Consider the following 16,765-nt stretch of genomic DNA (forward strand, 5'->3'; position numbering starts at 1 on the left):
CTTGGCGTAGAAAATCGCGGCCCCGTGGTAGCGGGGGGCGCTACCGCCTTTCCCCACACCAACCGAACCTCCGATATCTTCTTCAATCTTCCGACTCATGGAACCGACCGAGCAGATCGGGACGCGGAACGCTCCGCACACGGCGAGCTTCTCCAAGGGCATTGTAGAACTGGGATGGCACCAGCTATAGCTGGCCGGGGCCGCTCTAGGATGGTACTGTCTTCAGGAGCTATTGAAGCTCCGAGACCGAGGATTTCGCTTACGCGATCAATCGCGGTCGAGAAAATGGCCCTCGAAGAGATGCACTCCACAGTCAAGCGGACGATCGCACCTGCGGTCGGATGGCGCGGAAAATGGAGGACGTTATGGCGTCCTGGCGTGACGACAGGGTCAGGGCAACCCTGATCCGCGATGCAGCGGGAAGCGTCCAGCCGGGCAAGACCCCCCGGACTTTTGCCGAGCTTCTGTTCTGCCACACCAATAGCGAGGATCTCACCAGCTACGATGCCGCGTCCCTCGCCTTCCTGGCGGAACAGGCTTGGGAGCATGTGCAGCAACGCGCGGCAGGCCGTGCCGATATCCGCGTCATCAATCCAATGATGCCGGACGGGCGCGAGATTTCCGTGCTCGAAGTTCTCAACGACAACATGCCCTTCCTCTTCGATTCGACCATGGCGGAACTCGCCGAGCAGGGCATCGAAGTCACGCTGGTCGCCCATCCGATCATAGCCGTCGAGCGCGACGCGTACGGCAAGCTGATGCGCTTCCATGGCGAAACACTGCCCGAAGGGTCAGAGGGCGAGCGCGAAAGCCTGATCCATCTGCATATCGCCCGTCTCGACGCCGCTGACGACCGGCAGAAACTGATCGACGGCCTCACCAAGACGCTGAACGACGTGCGCGCTTGCGTGACCGACTGGCGAGCCATGCGCGCCCGCGTCGAAGGGGCGATCAAGACCTTGAGCTCCAATCCGCCGCCGCTGCCGATCGACGAGGTCGCCGAAGCCAACCAGTTCCTGCAATGGCTGTGCGCCGACAATTTCACCTTCCTGGGCCTGCGCGAATATCGCTTCTCGCCCGACAGCGCTGCGTCGGACGAGATCAGCAGCGGCGAAGGTCTCGGCATCCTGCGTGATCCTGATGTGAGGGTGCTGCGCCGCGGCACCGAAATGGTGGTGATGACACAGGAAATCCGCGAGTTTATGCGCGAGCCGACACTCCTCATCGTTGTCAAGGCCAATGTCAGCAGCCGCGTCCATCGCCGCGTCCGGATGGACTACGTAGGCATCAAACTGTACACATCGGACGGCCGGCTCGACGGCGAACTGCGCCTCGTCGGTCTGTTCACCTCGGGCGCCTATACTCGTTCGGTGCGACAAATCCCCTACGTCCGCCACAAGGTGGCGCAGGTGCTCGAGCGCGCCGGCTTCGACCCCAACAGCCATTCCGGCAAGGCACTGCTGCATATCCTCGAAGAATATCCGCGCGACGAGATCGTCCAGGTCGATATCGAGACGCTCTATAATTTCGTCATGGAAGTCCTGATGCTTTATGAGCGCCCTCGCTTGCGGGCGTTGGCACGAGCTGACAAATTTGACCGCTTCGTCTCCATCCTCGTGTTCATTCCGCGCGAGAAGTATGACACCGACGTACGGACGCGCGTCGCCGCCTTCCTGGCCCAGATATACAAGGGGACCTTGGCAGCCTCCTACGTGTCCTTCCCCGAAGGTCCGCTTGCGCGCGTCCACTACATCATCGGGCGCTATGAAGGCGAAACGCCCGTCGTCGAGCGCGCCACGCTTGAAGGCGGGATCAGCGCAATCATCGCAACATGGGGCGACAAGCTGAAAGCCGCGCTTGCGACCACCACTGACGGCATGCGGGCTCGCCTGCTCGCCAACCGTTATGCCCGGGCCTTTACCGGCGGCTATACGGAGATCTTCGATGCCTCACAGGCCATCACTGACATCGCCACCATCGAAAAGCTCAGAGCTGCTCGTCCCGTGGCGCTTTCGGTCTACCGCATCGACGGCGACGATCCGACGCGTTTCGGCCTTAAGGTCTTTTCGCGCGGCACGCCGCTATCACTGTCCTATCGCGTCCCGGTAATCGAAAATCACGGCCTGCGCGTCGTCAACGAGCGTACCTACCAGATTACGCCCAGCGCCACGCCTGCACCCGCACCGGTTTGGCTACACGACATGACGATCGAGGCCAATGACGGCAAGCCGATCGTTATTACCGAGGAATTCGGCCGTCGCCTGGAAGCCTCGATCATGGCGGTGGTGGGCGATCGCGCCGAATCCGACGGATACAACGCCCTCATCCTGCGCACGCGCTTGAGCTGGCGCGAAGTTTCGGCCATCCGCGCCCTCTCCCGCTATCTGCACCAGATCCGCGCTCCGTTCAGCCAGGACTATATGTGGGGGACGTTGCGCAAGAACAGCGCAATCACCACCAGCATCGTCGCGCTGTTCCAGGCTCGCTTCGACCCGCGGCTCGCCGCCACCACTGCCGAGCGCTCGGCGCGGGAGACGGCCCTCCTCGCCGAGATTGAGGAGCAGCTCAAATCCGTCGCCTTGTTAGACGAAGACCGCATTCTGCGCCGCTTCACCAATCTGGTGCAGGCCATCATCCGCACCAACCTGTGGCAAATTGGCCAGGACGGACATCCGCGTCCGGTGATTTCCTTCAAGTTCGACGCCCGCAAAATCGATGACCTGCCGGCTCCGCGACCGCTCTACGAGATCTTTGTCTATTCGCCGCGTCTCGAAGGTATCCATCTACGTTTCGGCAAGGTCGCGCGCGGCGGCCTGCGCTGGTCTGACCGGCCGCAGGATTTCCGCACCGAGATCCTCGGCCTTGTCAAGGCACAGCAGGTCAAGAACGCCGTCATCGTGCCGGTCGGCGCCAAGGGCGGCTTCGTGCCCAAGCGCCTGCCGCCCTCCAATCGTGAGGCCTGGATGGCGGAAGGCACCGAAGCCTATCGCATCTTCGTTCGCTCGCTGCTCGAACTTACCGACAATCTCGATGGCGATGCGATCGTGCCGCCCGACGACACCGTGCGGCACGACGAGGATGATCCGTATCTCGTCGTCGCGGCCGACAAGGGCACGGCGACTTTCTCCGACACCGCCAACGCGATCTCAGTCGAGAAGGGCCATTGGCTCGGTGACGCTTTCGCCTCCGGCGGCAGCCAGGGTTATGACCATAAGAAGATGGGCATCACCGCGCGCGGTGCGTGGGAAGCAGTCAAGCGCCATTTCCGCGAGCTCGGCACCGATATCCAGACCATGCCCTTCACCGTTGCAGGTGTCGGCGATATGTCCGGCGACGTCTTCGGCAATGGCATGCTGCTTTCGCCGGCGACAAGGCTGGTGGCGGCCTTCGACCACCGGGACATCTTCATCGATCCCTCGCCCGACCCTGCCATCAGCCACGCCGAGCGCCTGCGCTTGTTCAACATGCCGCGGTCGAGCTGGCAGGACTACAACAAATCGCTGATCTCGCAGGGCGGCGGCGTGTTCTCGCGTTCGCTCAAGGCAATTCCGCTCGCGCCGGAAGTGCGCACCCTGCTGGATCTCGACAAGCCGCAGGCCACGCCTTTCGAGGTGATGACGGCGATTCTGAAGGCGCGCGTCGACCTGCTCTGGTTTGGCGGCATCGGCACCTATGTCCGCGCGTCTACGGAAAGCGACGATCAGGCGGGCGATCGCGCCAATGATCCGATCCGTGTTACCGGTTCTGACATCCGCGCCCGGGTGATCGGCGAAGGTGCCAATCTCGGCGCGACCCAGCGCGGCCGCATCGAAATGGCGCAGAGAGGCGTCAAGCTCAACACCGATGCCATCGACAATTCGGCGGGAGTGAACACTTCCGACGTCGAGGTCAATATCAAGATTGCGCTGGCGCGTCCCGAACGCGAGGGACGCCTCAGTCCGAGTGACCGCAACAGCCTGCTTGCCGCGATGACCGACGAGGTCGGCACGCTGGTGCTTCGCAACAATTACCTTCAGTCGCTGGCGTTGTCGCTAGCCGAACGAAAGGGCGTGGCCGACAATGGCTTCCTTGCCCGCCTGATGCAAGCGCTCGAGCGGAGGGGCCTCCTCGACCGCGCCGTTGAGTTCCTGCCGGACGACGTCGCGATCGCCGCGCGCACCCAGCGCGGCCAACCCTTTACGCGGCCAGAACTCGCCGTCCTGCTCGCCTACGCCAAGCTTACCCTTTACGATGATCTGCTCGTCACAAGCGTGCCGGACGACCCTTATCTCATCGGCGAATTGTCAAAATATTTCCCGCACGAGATTCGAGACAAGTTCCCCGATGCCATGAAACACCATCGTCTGCGCCGGGAGATCATCTCCACCAATCTTGCCAATGCCGTAATCAATCGTGGCGGCCCGACCTGCATCGGCCGCCTGATCGATGAGACGGACGCCGACGTATCCACCATCGCCATGGCCTTCGTGGCGGTGGAGGAATCTTACGGTCTCGAGCGGCTGAACAACGCGATTGATGCGCTTGACACGGAGATCAACGGTCAAGTGCAACTCGGCCTCTACGCGGCGATTCAGGATCTCCTGCTCTCCCGCATGATCTGGTACGTGCGCAACGTTGATTTCAAAGCCGGCCTGGACGCGGTCATCTCGCGCTTCGGCCCGAGTATCCGAGAGATCGCCGCTGGGCTCGACAACGCCCTGCCGCAGGACTTGCAGGCTGGCCGCAGCAAGCGGCGACGGGACCTGGTCGATGCCGGCGTCCCCACCGACCTCGCAAACGAACTCGCCGATCTCGACGCCTTGGTCTCCGCACCGGATATCGTGACTGTCGCCGAGCGCACCAGCCGCGCCATCGGCGACGCCGCCACGACCTTCTTCGCTGCCGAGGCCCATTTCCACCTTCATCCCATCATCGTCGCGGCGCGCAGCGTTCCGGCAAACGATCATTTCGAACGTCTCGCCATCGACCGCGCGATTGACCAGATCGCAGCAGCCGAAAGAAGATTGGCCGCGGATATGCTGACAACCGGCCAATGCGGCCAGCAGGCTACCGAGACCTGGCTCGCGGCTCATCCTCAGGCGACGCGCATCCGCCGCTCCGTCGAGGAGATCGCTGTCAGCGGACTGACGCTCGCCAAGCTGACTGTGACGGCGAACCTGCTGGGGGATTTGGCCAAGAGTTGATGGGCGCGCTAGCTCTAACCCCAATGGGTCATGCACGACGCCGCTTAGTTCGATTCTGGAACGAGCTTCAAAGCTCCATTTCCAAACGCGCCTTACATAACGAACTCAGCAGCTTAAGTCCTGGCTGGGGCGGGAGGGATCGAACCTCCGAATGGCGGAATCAAAATCAGTTTGATTATCCAACAATTTCAAGGCGCATTTGGAGAAAAGGCTCAAAATGCCCTCTAGCGATTTCAATAGCTTGGCCGCCGTTTCCAAATAAGCAGCCGTCGCAGGGAATCAGTCTCGCAAAATCTGAGGCAACGGGTTGCGCGCATGCCGACCGCGAAGGTCACGGCGTCGACAGTACTTGCGAATTCGACCAGCATGCCGTCGCCCGTCACCCGGCAGAGGTCGCCCGGGCGCGACAGGTAGGGGGCATTGACCTCTAACTGACCATCTCCCCTGCTCTCACGGATCTTGCTCGTACCGCCCCCGCAAACTTACGCCGACCTCGTGTCTTCCCCAGAAGAGGGTCGAGATCTCTCGCGGGCCTGAGTCGACCAGCAGATCGGTCTAGTCTAGCTCACAGACTTTCCGCACCATCGTGATCGATGCGAACCATCGGCGGGTCCCAATACGCCACGCAACCAAAGCCGGTTCCCGCTAATACCGTAGTATCCCTTGTGCATTCCGCAAGTTTCCTGTGTCTATGGCATGAAATTGGCATGACAGGGCGCAAGTTGGTCCGTAACCTTCGCGTTGGGCGTGCATCAGGGGGCAGGAACAGGGGTGTTTGACGCTGGCATAAGCTGGACAGCTTTACATGGTCATCGGCCGCGGCGGGATGTCGTCGTCGACCTCACGCCAGGCATTTCACTTGCTTTGGTGCGCTGCGCGCCGCCGATGCAAATGCTGAGCATTTCCCGGTGCGGTACTACCGTGGAGATTTATTGGCCGTCGGGTGAGGCAGGCGTTTACCTGCGATGCCGTATTGAGCTGAAATCCGAGCTGAACTCGAAAGATCGGGACCTGTTGCGGCGTCGGCGGCTCGCCCATCAGACGGCGAACTATCAATCATCGGCATTGGCGATCCTTGCAATGATGTTGCTGCTCGCGGTGTGCGGTTGGATCGTCGGTGGGACCGAGGGCATGCGGCGCGCGTTACAGGGAGCCGCCCCCCGCCCCGATGGCACGGTCATCTCGCGCGAGAGCATGTATCGCTGGTTCGGCGCCCGCCTGCTGTCCCACGCCCAGGTGCCGGAGTTGTTCGCCATTCTGACGAAGATTTGCGGCCGAGCCGGCTTGGCTCGAGTGCCGGAGCTTTATTGTCTACCGGCGCCAAGCGATATGAATGCCTACGCGCTCGGCGGACCGGAACGCAGCGCCATCGTCTTAACTGAGGGGCTGTTGCGAGGCATGACGCGCGAAGAGATCGCCGGGATCTTGGCCCACGAAGTGGCGCATATCCGCAACAATGACACCTGGACAATGAGTTGGGCGACTGCATTGCGTCGTGCGATCGATTGGACCTCGCTCGCCGGTCTCGCCCTGCTGCGAACGCGACATAACCACGGCGCGATGAGGGCAAGCCAGCCATTGGCGACGCTGCTGAGCGCAGCTCCGACGCTCGGTCAGCTGCTTGGACTGGCGCTGTCGCGCGTCCGCGAACTGGATGCGGATGCAACCGCGCTAGAATTGACCGGCGACTCGCGGGCACTCATCGCCGCACTTGATAAGCTGGAGCGCCATCATACCGGCTCTGTGCCAATGGCTGTGTCTGCATTCGGGCATGATCCCATGCGCTTGCTTCGCAGCCACCCCGCTACCTCCGAGCGCGTCGGTACTCTACTCAACCTCACTTTTTAGCAATCGCGTGAGCCGAAGCAGATGTGCTTCGGCGAGAGTGCTGACTAGGCTGACAAGATCCGCGCGTCTTGGAATTTTCATGGAGTTGCCACCAAAATATCGTCGCGTTTCCGCGAAACTATTCGCGCTTGAACGCGTTCGGGGAAAAGTCAGCGATCAATCGCAGAGCGTCTGAGCGGACGTAAGTGGCCGGCCTCTAGGAGATGGCTGGTAAGAAACAACAAACCCGCTCCTTCATCTCTCAACGGCTTTGTTTTGCCGCCTTATGCTTCTCATTCGTTTGTTGCCTTGAGGAACGCAGTTCGCGTGCCTCAAGGAAGATGTGGCCTATTGCTGCGACGTGTCCGGCGTTGAGCATTTGAATTTGAAAAATGCAAAGCCGTCACAAACCGGCGTGACGGACTGTGCCACCGAAGGACCTCGCATGCGGATGCTCCTTCAAAGGGCTTTGGGCTGAGGGCACCAACCATCGCAAGGAGAATGGCGATGACCTACTTTGACACCCCGCAACATAATCCGCAGTTCGGACAGTTCGGTCCGCAACAACAAGGGGGATGGGGAGCATTAGGTTCGCAAGGCGGTCTTGGACAAGGCGGTCTTGGACAAGGCGGACAGGCGGCCTACGGCCAGCAATATGGACAATACGGCGGTCAGCAGCCCTTCGGCGCATTCGGATATAGCCCCGGCTGGGGCGGGCAACCGATGGGATGGGGCCAGCAGTGGGGTGGCCAACAGCGCCAGCTTTCGCAACAGGACGTGAACGAGGTCGTGCGTCAACTGGTACCGGCGCTGCCTCAAATCCTCGCGCAAGCACAAAATCCGTTCGGCGGAATCAGCTACGCAGCCTACGGCCAAGCGCCGCGGCAGCTGAGCCCGCAGGACGTGAATGAAGTCGTGCGGCAAATCCTGCCCGTCGTTCCGCAGATCGTTGGAATGCTGCAGAGTCAGCAGCAACCTCACTATGCGGCCATGCAGGGCGGCCTCGGTCAGGGTCAGTTCGGAGGCCTCGGCCAGCTTGGTCTCGGCCATCCAGCGCAGGCCTGGGGCACACCTCAGTTCCAGTCGGCGTTCGGCGGTCCCATGGCCTTTGGCCAGCAGCGACAACTGACGCAGCAGGATGTGGCCGACATCACCCGCCAGCTGATCGGCGTCATTCCTCAGGTCATAGGTAACCTTCAGGCCTATAGCCAACAGCGGATGATCTGAGCGCAATTCGCGGCCAGTCCGCAAGGTAATCAGCCACCGCCGCCCAAAGCGGCGGTTGCGGTCTCTGCCGTCATGCTTCCCTCCGGAGGAGAACATCCATGTCCGATTCCAATCCTTCTGGCGCAACCGCGTCACAGCCACGCCCGGCAGACATTCAGCAGCTCGTCGCGCTGCTCGGCAATTTGATGCCGCTTCTCATGCGCCTTCAGTCTCAACCTTTTGAGCAACCGTTCCAGACCATGCCCGGTAGCCTGCCGATACCGAACCCGGTCCTCGATCGTCAGGCCGCGGAAAACATGATCGGCGATATGGTCGCGGAATCGCTACGCTCGCTTTCCGCCTTTCTCGCAGCCAACGCAGCGCAGCATGCCGGCCTGGAGAACTGCGTGCCGATCGTGACCCAAGCCGCGCACAGGTTTGCCGCGCGGGATTATGCGCAGGCCTTCGACCTGATCGGGCAGGCCTATCGCATGATCGAAATCGTCCGCGCAGCTGATCCGCGCGTTCCGCCGGTGCGACAGGCTTCGACCGATCAGACTCGATCCTCAATCCACTAAAGGTGGGAGGCGACACCATGGCAGCAAGTTCAGATGATGCGCGCTCCACGGCGAGCGGCGACCGACGCAAATCAGCACGTGACGCGCGCTCAGCCCCGGCCGGTGATCGAAGAAAACCGGCTCGCACCAGTCAGTACATGATTGCGCCGGCGGGACCTGGCGTAAGCGGTCAAGAGCTAGCCGAGCAGCTCAACCAGTTCGGCAACATCGAAATCCTGCGGACCCGTGACCGGCGCGACACCACTGCCCCGCCGATTGCGGTCGTGCGCATAGCTGACGATGCCGCCACCGCACTGCGCCGCTCCGCAGCCGGCAGCTTGATCATCGAGCCGGACCTCCATCTGCGAGCTGCATCATTCGCTGGCGCGTCATCGGTTCTCCCGACGGCCCCGATGATGACCGCATTCGGGCCGGATTTGAAGGTGACGATCCGGATCGTGAGCGAAGCCGGCACGCCCGTGGAGCAGACGGCGGTGCGGCTCATCGGCGAGCAGGTGTCAGTTCAGGGACTGACGGATAACGACGGCAGAATAGATCTGACGCTGCAAGGCGAGCAGCCGGACACGGTCGCTGCCATATTTGTCAACCCGCGCTCCGGCTTTTGGGGCCTGTGGCAACATCGACCTCATCTCGACGCCGATGCGGTGAACATCTTCACCCTAAAACCGGTGTCGCTGCCGGAGGCGCTGGATTGGGGGGGCGCAGCCATGCAGGTTGATCAGATCCCGAAGCAATGCCGCGGCGCCGGAATCAAGATCGCTCTGATCGACAGCGGCGTTGCGACCAGCCACAAGCGATTGACCAGAATCGATCACGGTATCGACATCAGGAGCGCCGAAGCAAAATCCTGGTCGAAGGACGCAATCGGCCACGGCACGCCATGCGCGGGCCTTATCAGTGCCGCGCCCCAGACAGCGCACGGCGTACAGGGTTACGCGCCGGACAGCGAGCTGCATATCTGCAAGCTTCCGTCCGATGCCTATTGCAGCGATCTGATCGTGGCGCTCGACTATTGCCTGCAGAACGCCATTGACGTGGCGTGTCTGGGATTCGGTTGCGAGCGCGGCTCAGCTCTGGTTGAGCAACGCATCGCTGAGGCAAAACAGCATGGCATGAGCCTCATTGCGGCTGCCGGAAATTCCGCAGGAGCGGTGCTATTTCCGGCTTGCTCCCCGAACGTCATGGCGGTTGGTGCGGTCGGACAAGCGGGAAGCTTCCCAGAGGACAGTCCGCAGGCGGCACAAGCGGCGGCAGCCATCGCGCTCGCCGGCGGGTTCTTCGTACCGCCGTTTTCCTGTCGCGGGCCCGAGCTCGACCTCTGCGCGCCTGGCGTTGCGATCACTGCCTGCCAGTCCCCTGACAGTTACGCGGTCTGTGACGGGACCTCGCTCGCGGCTGCCCACGTTACCGCACTCGCAGCCCTGATCCTCGCCGATCACAGCGATTTCAAGAGCAGTTTCGCTGCCAGAGATTTGCAACGCGTCGAACGGCTATTCCAGATTCTCAAGGATACCGCGCAGCCGATCGGTCATCCCTGGCAGACCGGGGCTGGGCTACCGAACGCGGCGCGTGCGCTTGGCATCTGGTCTGAGCAGCGAGCGACAGTCGTGCCGCTGGATGTCGGATTGCGTCAGATGCGCAGCGCCATTCGGCAGCTCGACCAGATTCAGTTCGGCGCAAGCAACTTGATGCCGCTCGAGCTGCCGCGTGGTCCGGCCAAGGTGAGTAGCCTGCCGCTGAGTTCGGGACCTCTGGCGTTCCAGGCCGACGGCGGCGGGAAAGCAAGCATCCACGAACTCAAGGCAGCAATGGCGTTCGCTGGTTTGGCGGCAGAACGCTAAAGCGCGATGGCTCTAAGTCGAATCGCAATCGCGCTTTAGTCGGTCGCGTCCGTCGCATTTATCGCGGCGGGCGGACACCGCTTATTGCCAAGGGCTGCGCGACACACCTCGTGGTCCCGGGACGCATCATTTCGATTGGTTGTCCGATTTGCTCGCCGCAATACCCTGTTCTACGATGAGGACATAACGGCGCTGCCCCGACTAGTCTCCGCGGTATATGTTGGGATGAAAGCCATGGAGATAAGCCGATATGGTCAGCATGACGCGCGAAGCCGTTTCGTTCGATTCTCGACCGAGCTTCTAAATCTCAATTTCCAAACACGCCCCTAAACTTGGCCGGGAACAGAGCTGTTTATATAACGAACACAGCAGCTTGCACGCTGGCTGGGGCGGGAGGGATCGAACCTCCGAATGGCGGAATCAAAATCCGCTGCCTTACCGCTTGGCTACGCCCCAACAGGCCGAGGCCGAACGCGCCGGGGATGCCCCGCGCGAACCGGTTCGGACAATGCCGGTCTATAGAGGGACTTCAGCCATTTCAACAGGCTGAAATCTCGAATTTCACCCGAATCCGCCCCGCAGGGGCGTGAGCCTTTATATATAGGATATATAGGGACCGTCCGCCGCCGGTTTCCGCCGCCCCCGAGCGAGGCGAATACCGCCCGGCGGAGAGTTGAGAGAGCCCCGGTTTCGTGGGAAGACGGCGGCAGCTCATTACTCCAAAAGCGAGATTTTCGTCATGACTTACCGCGCGCCGATCTCCGACATCCTGCTCGCGCTCAACCACGGCGCAGGCCTGCAGGCGGCCGTGAAGGCCGGCCATTACGGCGATTTCGACGGCGACATCGCCGCGGCCGTGCTGGAGGAAGCCGGAAAATTCGCCGGCGACGTGCTGGCGCCGCTGAACCGCGTGGGCGACGAACACGGCATCAAGCTCGCCGACAACAAGGTGACGACCGCGCCCGGCTGGCCGGACGCCTATCAGCGCTGGGCCGCCGCCGGGTGGAACGCGGTGTCGGGCCCGGAAGCTTTTGGCGGCCAGGGCCTGCCGCTCGCCATCAACGCCGCCTGCACCGAAATCTGGAGCGCGTCGAACATCGCCTTCGGCCTCTGCCCGCTGCTCACGCTCTCTGCGATCGAGGCGCTCGACGCCCATGGCAGCGAGGGGCTGAAGAAAATCTATCTGGAAAAACTCGTCTCCGGCGAATGGACCGGCACGATGCAACTCACCGAGCCGCAGGCCGGCTCCGACGTCGGAGCCTTGCGTACTCGCGCGGAGCGCGCGCCCGACGGCAGCTATCGCATCAAAGGGACCAAGATCTTCATCACCTATGGCGACCACGACATGACCGACAACATCGTGCATTTCGTGCTGGCGCGCCTGCCCGATGCGCCCGCTGGCACCAAGGGGATTTCGCTGTTCCTGATTCCGAAATTCCTCGTCAACGCCGATGGCTCGCTCGGCGCGCGCAACGACATCTATCCGTCAGGCGTCGAGCACAAGCTCGGCATGCACGCCTCCCCCACCTGCACCATGACCATGGGCGATCATGGTGGCGCCATCGGTAACCTGATCGGCGAGGAAAACAAGGGCATGCTCTGCATGTTCACAATGATGAACCAGGCCCGCCTCGGCGTCGGCCTCGAAGGCGTCGGCATCGCCGACCGCGCCTATCAGCAGGCGCTGGCGTTCGCACAGGAACGCCGCCAGGGCCGCGCCGTCGGCAAGAAGGGCGACGGGCTCGATCCGATCATCGTGCATCCCGACGTCAAGCGGATGCTCTTGCAAATGCGGAGCATGACGGCCGCCGCGCGCTCGATCTGCTACGCCACTGCTGTCGCGCTCGACATTTCCGTGCGCGCCAAGGACGCCAAGGTGCGCGCAGATGCCGCCGCCCGCGGCGCGCTGCTGACGCCGATCGCAAAGGCGTTCTCCACCGACATCGGCAACGAGGTGACGTATCTGGGCGTGCAGATCCACGGCGGTATGGGGTTCATCGAGGAAACGGGCGCCGCGCAGCATTATCGTGATGCGCGCATCACCTCGATCTATGAAGGCACCAACGGCATCCAGTCGATCGACCTCGTCACGCGCAAGCTCGCCGCCAATGGCGGCGCGTCGGTCTGGGCCCTGCTCGATGAACTGGGCGGCATCGTCAAGCAGGTCGAAGCCTCGAACGATCCCGCCTTCGGCACCACCGGCACCAAGCTGCGGGATGCGCTCGGCTCGCTCGAACGCGCCAGCAAATGGCTGCTGGAGTGCGTGGCTTCCGCGCCGAACGATGCGCTCGCCGGCGCCACGCCGTATCTGCGCCTGTTCGGCTCGACGCTCGGCGGCTGCATGCTGGCCGGCGAAGCGCTGGCTGCCAAGAACAGCGGCGAGGCCGGCGGCGATCCGCAGCGCTACGTGACGGTGGCGCGGTTCTTTGCCGAGAACATCACTGTGCAGGCGGGATCGCTGGAGAAGACGGTCACCGACTCGGCCGAAGCCGTGAACGGCGCGGACGCGGTGTTGCTGGGATGACAGTTCGTACAGATGGACGCAGCCCCCTGACCATGGCCGAGCATCAGCGGTAGTACAAACGCACTACCCCGCCCATCGGCATAGGGCGCGACAGCCGGTGAATTCGTCCGACGTCAGCCATCCAGCGCAGCTTGTGTTGGATCGTTGGGCGCGTCCACATGTCGAGGCGCTTCCAGATCTTGCTTGCCGCCGCCGCATTGGCTTCGCCGACGGGAACTACGTTCCATAATTTGTCCAAATCGGACTCAGTCATGCGAAGGCTTCCCGAGACTTTTCCTAGATCCAAATCGGTGCGTGCCGACTACGAAAAGTGGCCCGCTCAGCTAAACGCCAGGGCGAGTAAGCCGGAACCGAGCAGAAAAAGGCCGGCGACGGTAACCGCAAGGAATGCATTGGAGGCAAATTCGTCACGCATTGTTCCCATTCCACGAGACCGCCATTACATCAGGCGGTCCTTGCGAAGTTGCATCTGCGGATTTCAGCCACCCGTGCACGGCAATATTGGCGGTAAAGCACGCTGAGAAGCATCCACATGATCGCACCCCGTTGTTTGATCGTGGGCTTTTGATATCAGGCCTCCGTTTCGGGGTGTCTTCGCGGCCTTCGAAAAATGGTTTCGGGCGTATTGCAGCATTGTTTCGTGTGGGACAGGGCGGCACACTTACGGCTCAAACGTTGCAGAACGTCCGCCGAGTTCCATGTTTGCAGCGCGTGGTATTGAAGCAACACCTTGGAAAAAATGAAAGATCACGTAGTCTCCGGCCGTTGCGCATTTATTTCGCAATGCGAAGAATGAGCGCTGTCGCGTGCTTGGCTTTGCAATTGGGCTCATGCGGAGCCTTGGGGAGGCCGGATCATGGACCCATGGCGATTGGCGACGACGGCGCAGCGCCGAATCAACGCGCTCGCGAGCCTGGCTCTCGCGAGCTGTATTCTGGCCTGGCTTGCAGGCTTCGGTTCGGCTTCCATCAAGTACACCAGCGCTTCCGTCGAGGGCACCGGTGCAGCTTCCATCGCGAGCGTCGGCGCGAAGCCAATCGTGGAGCGCCACGAACCAACTGTCATCGCAAGCACCGAGCCCACGGACCTACCGCCGCCGACCGTAGTAGCGAACGCCACCATCGGCGATGTTGAGGTGGCGACGCCCGCCAAAGCCACGCCAGAAAAAACCACCGACACGACGGCGAGTCTGGATGAGCCGAAACCGTTTGTCGTGGCCGCGCTGCCGGATTCGTCGCAGGTGTTTCCGCCCGAAGCACCGTCCGCCGGGGGCGTGACAGCGAGCAAGGCTGATCCCGCGCCGGAGAAAGCCGCCGACGCGACGGCAAGCCAGGACGAGCCGAAACCTTTGGTCGTGGCCACGCTGACCGATCCGTCGCAGGTGTTTCCGCCCGAAGCACTATCCGCCGACGGCGCAACGACCCTCAATGCCCAGCAAGCTGTGAGCATCATCGAAATCAACGAGGAATGTCTGGTGGTCGAGATCTGCATCGACCGATACCTGTGGGCCCTCTACGAGCGGGCGCCCAAGATCGACGCCATCAAGGTGCATGAGCGAAGGAAAGTGACAGTCAAGAGGAAGGGCAAGACAGTGACTGTCACCAGGACCTTTACCAGGCGGGTCGACGAGGATTTTACGTGGAAGGACCCGAAGGCGGCGGACAAGGCCGGTATGGCGATGATGGACTACGTGATCGGAGGCATGGACCGGAAGTTCAAGCTGAAGCTCTTTCATACGCTCCATGCGGCTGAGCAGGCCGGCCTGTCGCCCGGCATCACCAGCGCGTTCCGCGACGACTACCGTCAGTCGATCGCAACCGGCCTGAAGGCAGCAACCGGCCGATCCTACCATGGCGGCAGTTCCCGCGGCGGCTATGGCGGCGGGGTTGCGGCCGATGTGGTGAGCGTCAAGGGCAGCACCCGCGCGCAGCGATGGGTCTCCACTGAAAAGCTCTGGAAGTGGATCGACGAGCGCGGCAGGGAATTTGGAATCGGGCGGCCCTATCTCGATAGGGATCCGCCGCATGTGGCGCCGATCGACGGCCAGGAATATGCCTCTCGCCGCGGCGGAACGAAAACGCAAGACGCGCAAGCGAAGGTCAAGAAGCCCAACCGGGTCGCTGTGCGGGACGACCACAGCAAGGCCAAGGCGAAGCGGAACGACCACAGCAGCAAGACGAAACAGGCTAAGGCCGCAAGATTGCCACAGGCCAAGACCGCAAAATTGTCCAAGGGACGAACCATGTAGCCGGCACTTCCGGCTTCATGCGGAAGGACCTGCAAACCCGCCTCGCTTACGCTCCTGCCAGGAGCGCATCCATCATGCACATCCTCTCGACCAGGCGGCAGCGAGCGTCAGCCCGTGTTTCTGACCGCATCAGCCAGCATGGCGTAAAGCTCGCGCTTGGTGAATTCCTTGGTCGGCGTCGGTACCTGCTTGGGCTTCGACACCACCTTATCCACCGGCCGGCCACACGCTGCCGCCAGGGCTGGCCTTCGCGTCGGCACGGCCACGATCTTGGGGCTGGTCGTTGGTGGCTTGTGACCCCGCTTGTGGCCCAGGCGCTTCAACTTGGCGCTGACGGCGTTGCGGCTGTAGCCCAGCCGACTTGCGATCTGACCGGCACTCTGGCCGTCGGCCCAGAGCTGCTTGAGCAGTGCTACGTCTTTCGCATCCCAACTCATGGAAGATACTATACGCCTGTTGTCGACAACAGGCGAGTCGTTGCTGATGGTGCTCGGCCGACGGTTGATCTCGTCGTTAATGCAGCCGCCACCAGCTTGGGGAATTGGCTAGTGGTGTCTACTCCTGCCTCGGCTCGCCAGCTCGCGAAGCGGTCGCCGCGACCGTCAAGGCGATCGCTGCGGGATCGCAGCACAGCACCATCAACAGGATCAGCCATCGCACCGCGGCTTCGGGCGCGGCACCGACCATCATCGCAAGATACTGGATCGGGCCTGCGGATGCTTCGATGCGCGAACGCTCGCCGGCCAGCGCCGCGCGTTGCGCCTGCAGACCCACCAGCGCTGCGGTTGCCGCCTGTCGCTGCGTATCCAGTCCATCCCGCGTTGCGCGCTCTTGCGCCGCGATGTTGATGGCCCGGGTTACCCGGCCACGCCGTGTCGACTCGTCCACCGCCCGGTCGATTTGCGCAATGCGGCCGGCCAGGTCGGCGACAACAGCCGTTTGCGCCGTGACGCGGGCATCGAGCGCTTCAATGCGCTCAGTGACGCCGGAACGCGACGTGGCCGCCACACTGACGTGTGCCTCGACCAGCTTGCCGAACACACCGGCGGCGTTGATGAGTGCAAGGCCGGCGACGAGGGCGACCATGACGAAACGCATTTTCCAGTTGGTCCGACGCCAGTGCGCGGCGAGCCACCCGGCGATCACGAGCTTGCCGGCTTCCATCGTGGCGGCGAGCACCATGACCGCAACCGGATCACCCGGAAATATTTCGGCCATGCCCGCGACTGAAAAATAGGCTGCAACCGTCGCCAGTGCGAGCGCTGCCGCAAGGGCAACGGCGCCGCTGGTGCGTTTCGGAGCGGCGGGAACGGCCTCCGGCACGGCGGGCGCGGCGGAAACCGCCGGCGGCTCGAGCG

The 16,765-nt window shown here is 62.4% G+C and carries 10 protein-coding genes and 1 tRNA gene; 7 read left to right on the top strand and 4 right to left on the bottom strand.

All coding sequences use genetic code 11. The features are described from left to right. The first annotated feature begins 353 nt into the window (after positions 1 to 353). From CP49_RS19570 to CP49_RS19590, 5 genes are all read left to right on the top strand, one after another. Positions 354 to 5,183 carry an NAD-glutamate dehydrogenase gene (locus CP49_RS19570; protein ID WP_057851864.1) on the top strand — a complete coding sequence of 1,610 codons (4,830 nt, stop codon included), beginning with the start codon at positions 354 to 356 and terminating at the stop codon, positions 5,181 to 5,183. 771 nt (positions 5,184 to 5,954) lie between these two features. After that, positions 5,955 to 7,031 (top strand): zinc metalloprotease HtpX, encoded by a 1,077-nt coding sequence (locus CP49_RS19575; protein WP_156438517.1) that lies wholly within the window; start codon positions 5,955 to 5,957, stop codon positions 7,029 to 7,031. A 486-nt stretch (positions 7,032 to 7,517) separates the two neighbouring features. Further along, positions 7,518 to 8,237 carry a hypothetical protein gene (locus tag CP49_RS44790; protein ID WP_156438518.1) on the top strand — a complete coding sequence of 240 codons (720 nt, stop codon included), beginning with the start codon at positions 7,518 to 7,520 and terminating at the stop codon, positions 8,235 to 8,237. A 98-nt stretch (positions 8,238 to 8,335) separates the two neighbouring features. Continuing rightward, positions 8,336 to 8,794, top strand: a complete 459-nt coding sequence (locus CP49_RS19585) for a hypothetical protein (RefSeq protein ID WP_057851821.1) — start codon at positions 8,336 to 8,338, stop codon at positions 8,792 to 8,794. 17 nt (positions 8,795 to 8,811) lie between these two features. After that, positions 8,812 to 10,635 (top strand): S8 family serine peptidase, encoded by a 1,824-nt coding sequence (locus CP49_RS19590; protein WP_156438519.1) that lies wholly within the window; start codon positions 8,812 to 8,814, stop codon positions 10,633 to 10,635. 381 nt (positions 10,636 to 11,016) lie between these two features. On the opposite strand, the gene CP49_RS19595 is transcribed toward CP49_RS19590, so the two are convergent. Beyond that, positions 11,017 to 11,091: transfer RNA gene (locus CP49_RS19595), tRNA-Gln, on the bottom strand. A gap of 283 nt (positions 11,092 to 11,374) precedes the next feature. Here CP49_RS19595 and CP49_RS19600 point away from each other — a divergent pair. Further along, positions 11,375 to 13,159, top strand: a complete 1,785-nt coding sequence (locus tag CP49_RS19600; protein ID WP_057851823.1) for an acyl-CoA dehydrogenase family protein — start codon at positions 11,375 to 11,377, stop codon at positions 13,157 to 13,159. A 43-nt stretch (positions 13,160 to 13,202) separates the two neighbouring features. Here the strand turns inward: CP49_RS19600 and CP49_RS19605 are convergent, their stop codons facing one another. Further along, positions 13,203 to 13,412 (bottom strand): hypothetical protein, encoded by a 210-nt coding sequence (locus tag CP49_RS19605; protein WP_057851824.1) that lies wholly within the window; start codon positions 13,410 to 13,412, stop codon positions 13,203 to 13,205. 603 nt (positions 13,413 to 14,015) lie between these two features. Here CP49_RS19605 and CP49_RS19610 point away from each other — a divergent pair. Then, positions 14,016 to 15,407: a hypothetical protein gene (locus CP49_RS19610; protein ID WP_057851825.1), complete on the top strand. Its 1,392-nt coding sequence runs from the start codon at positions 14,016 to 14,018 to the stop codon at positions 15,405 to 15,407. A 107-nt stretch (positions 15,408 to 15,514) separates the two neighbouring features. Here the strand turns inward: CP49_RS19610 and CP49_RS19615 are convergent, their stop codons facing one another. After that, entirely contained in the window at positions 15,515 to 15,844 is a 330-nt protein-coding gene (locus tag CP49_RS19615) for a GcrA family cell cycle regulator (RefSeq protein WP_057851826.1), read from the bottom strand. A gap of 118 nt (positions 15,845 to 15,962) precedes the next feature. Beyond that, the coding region (locus CP49_RS46135; protein WP_057851827.1) for a hypothetical protein at positions 15,963 to 16,765 on the bottom strand (803 nt) is incomplete at its 5' end.

The sequence above is a fragment of the Bradyrhizobium valentinum genome, from assembly GCF_001440405.1.
Classification (GTDB): Bacteria; Pseudomonadota; Alphaproteobacteria; order Rhizobiales; family Xanthobacteraceae; genus Bradyrhizobium; species Bradyrhizobium valentinum.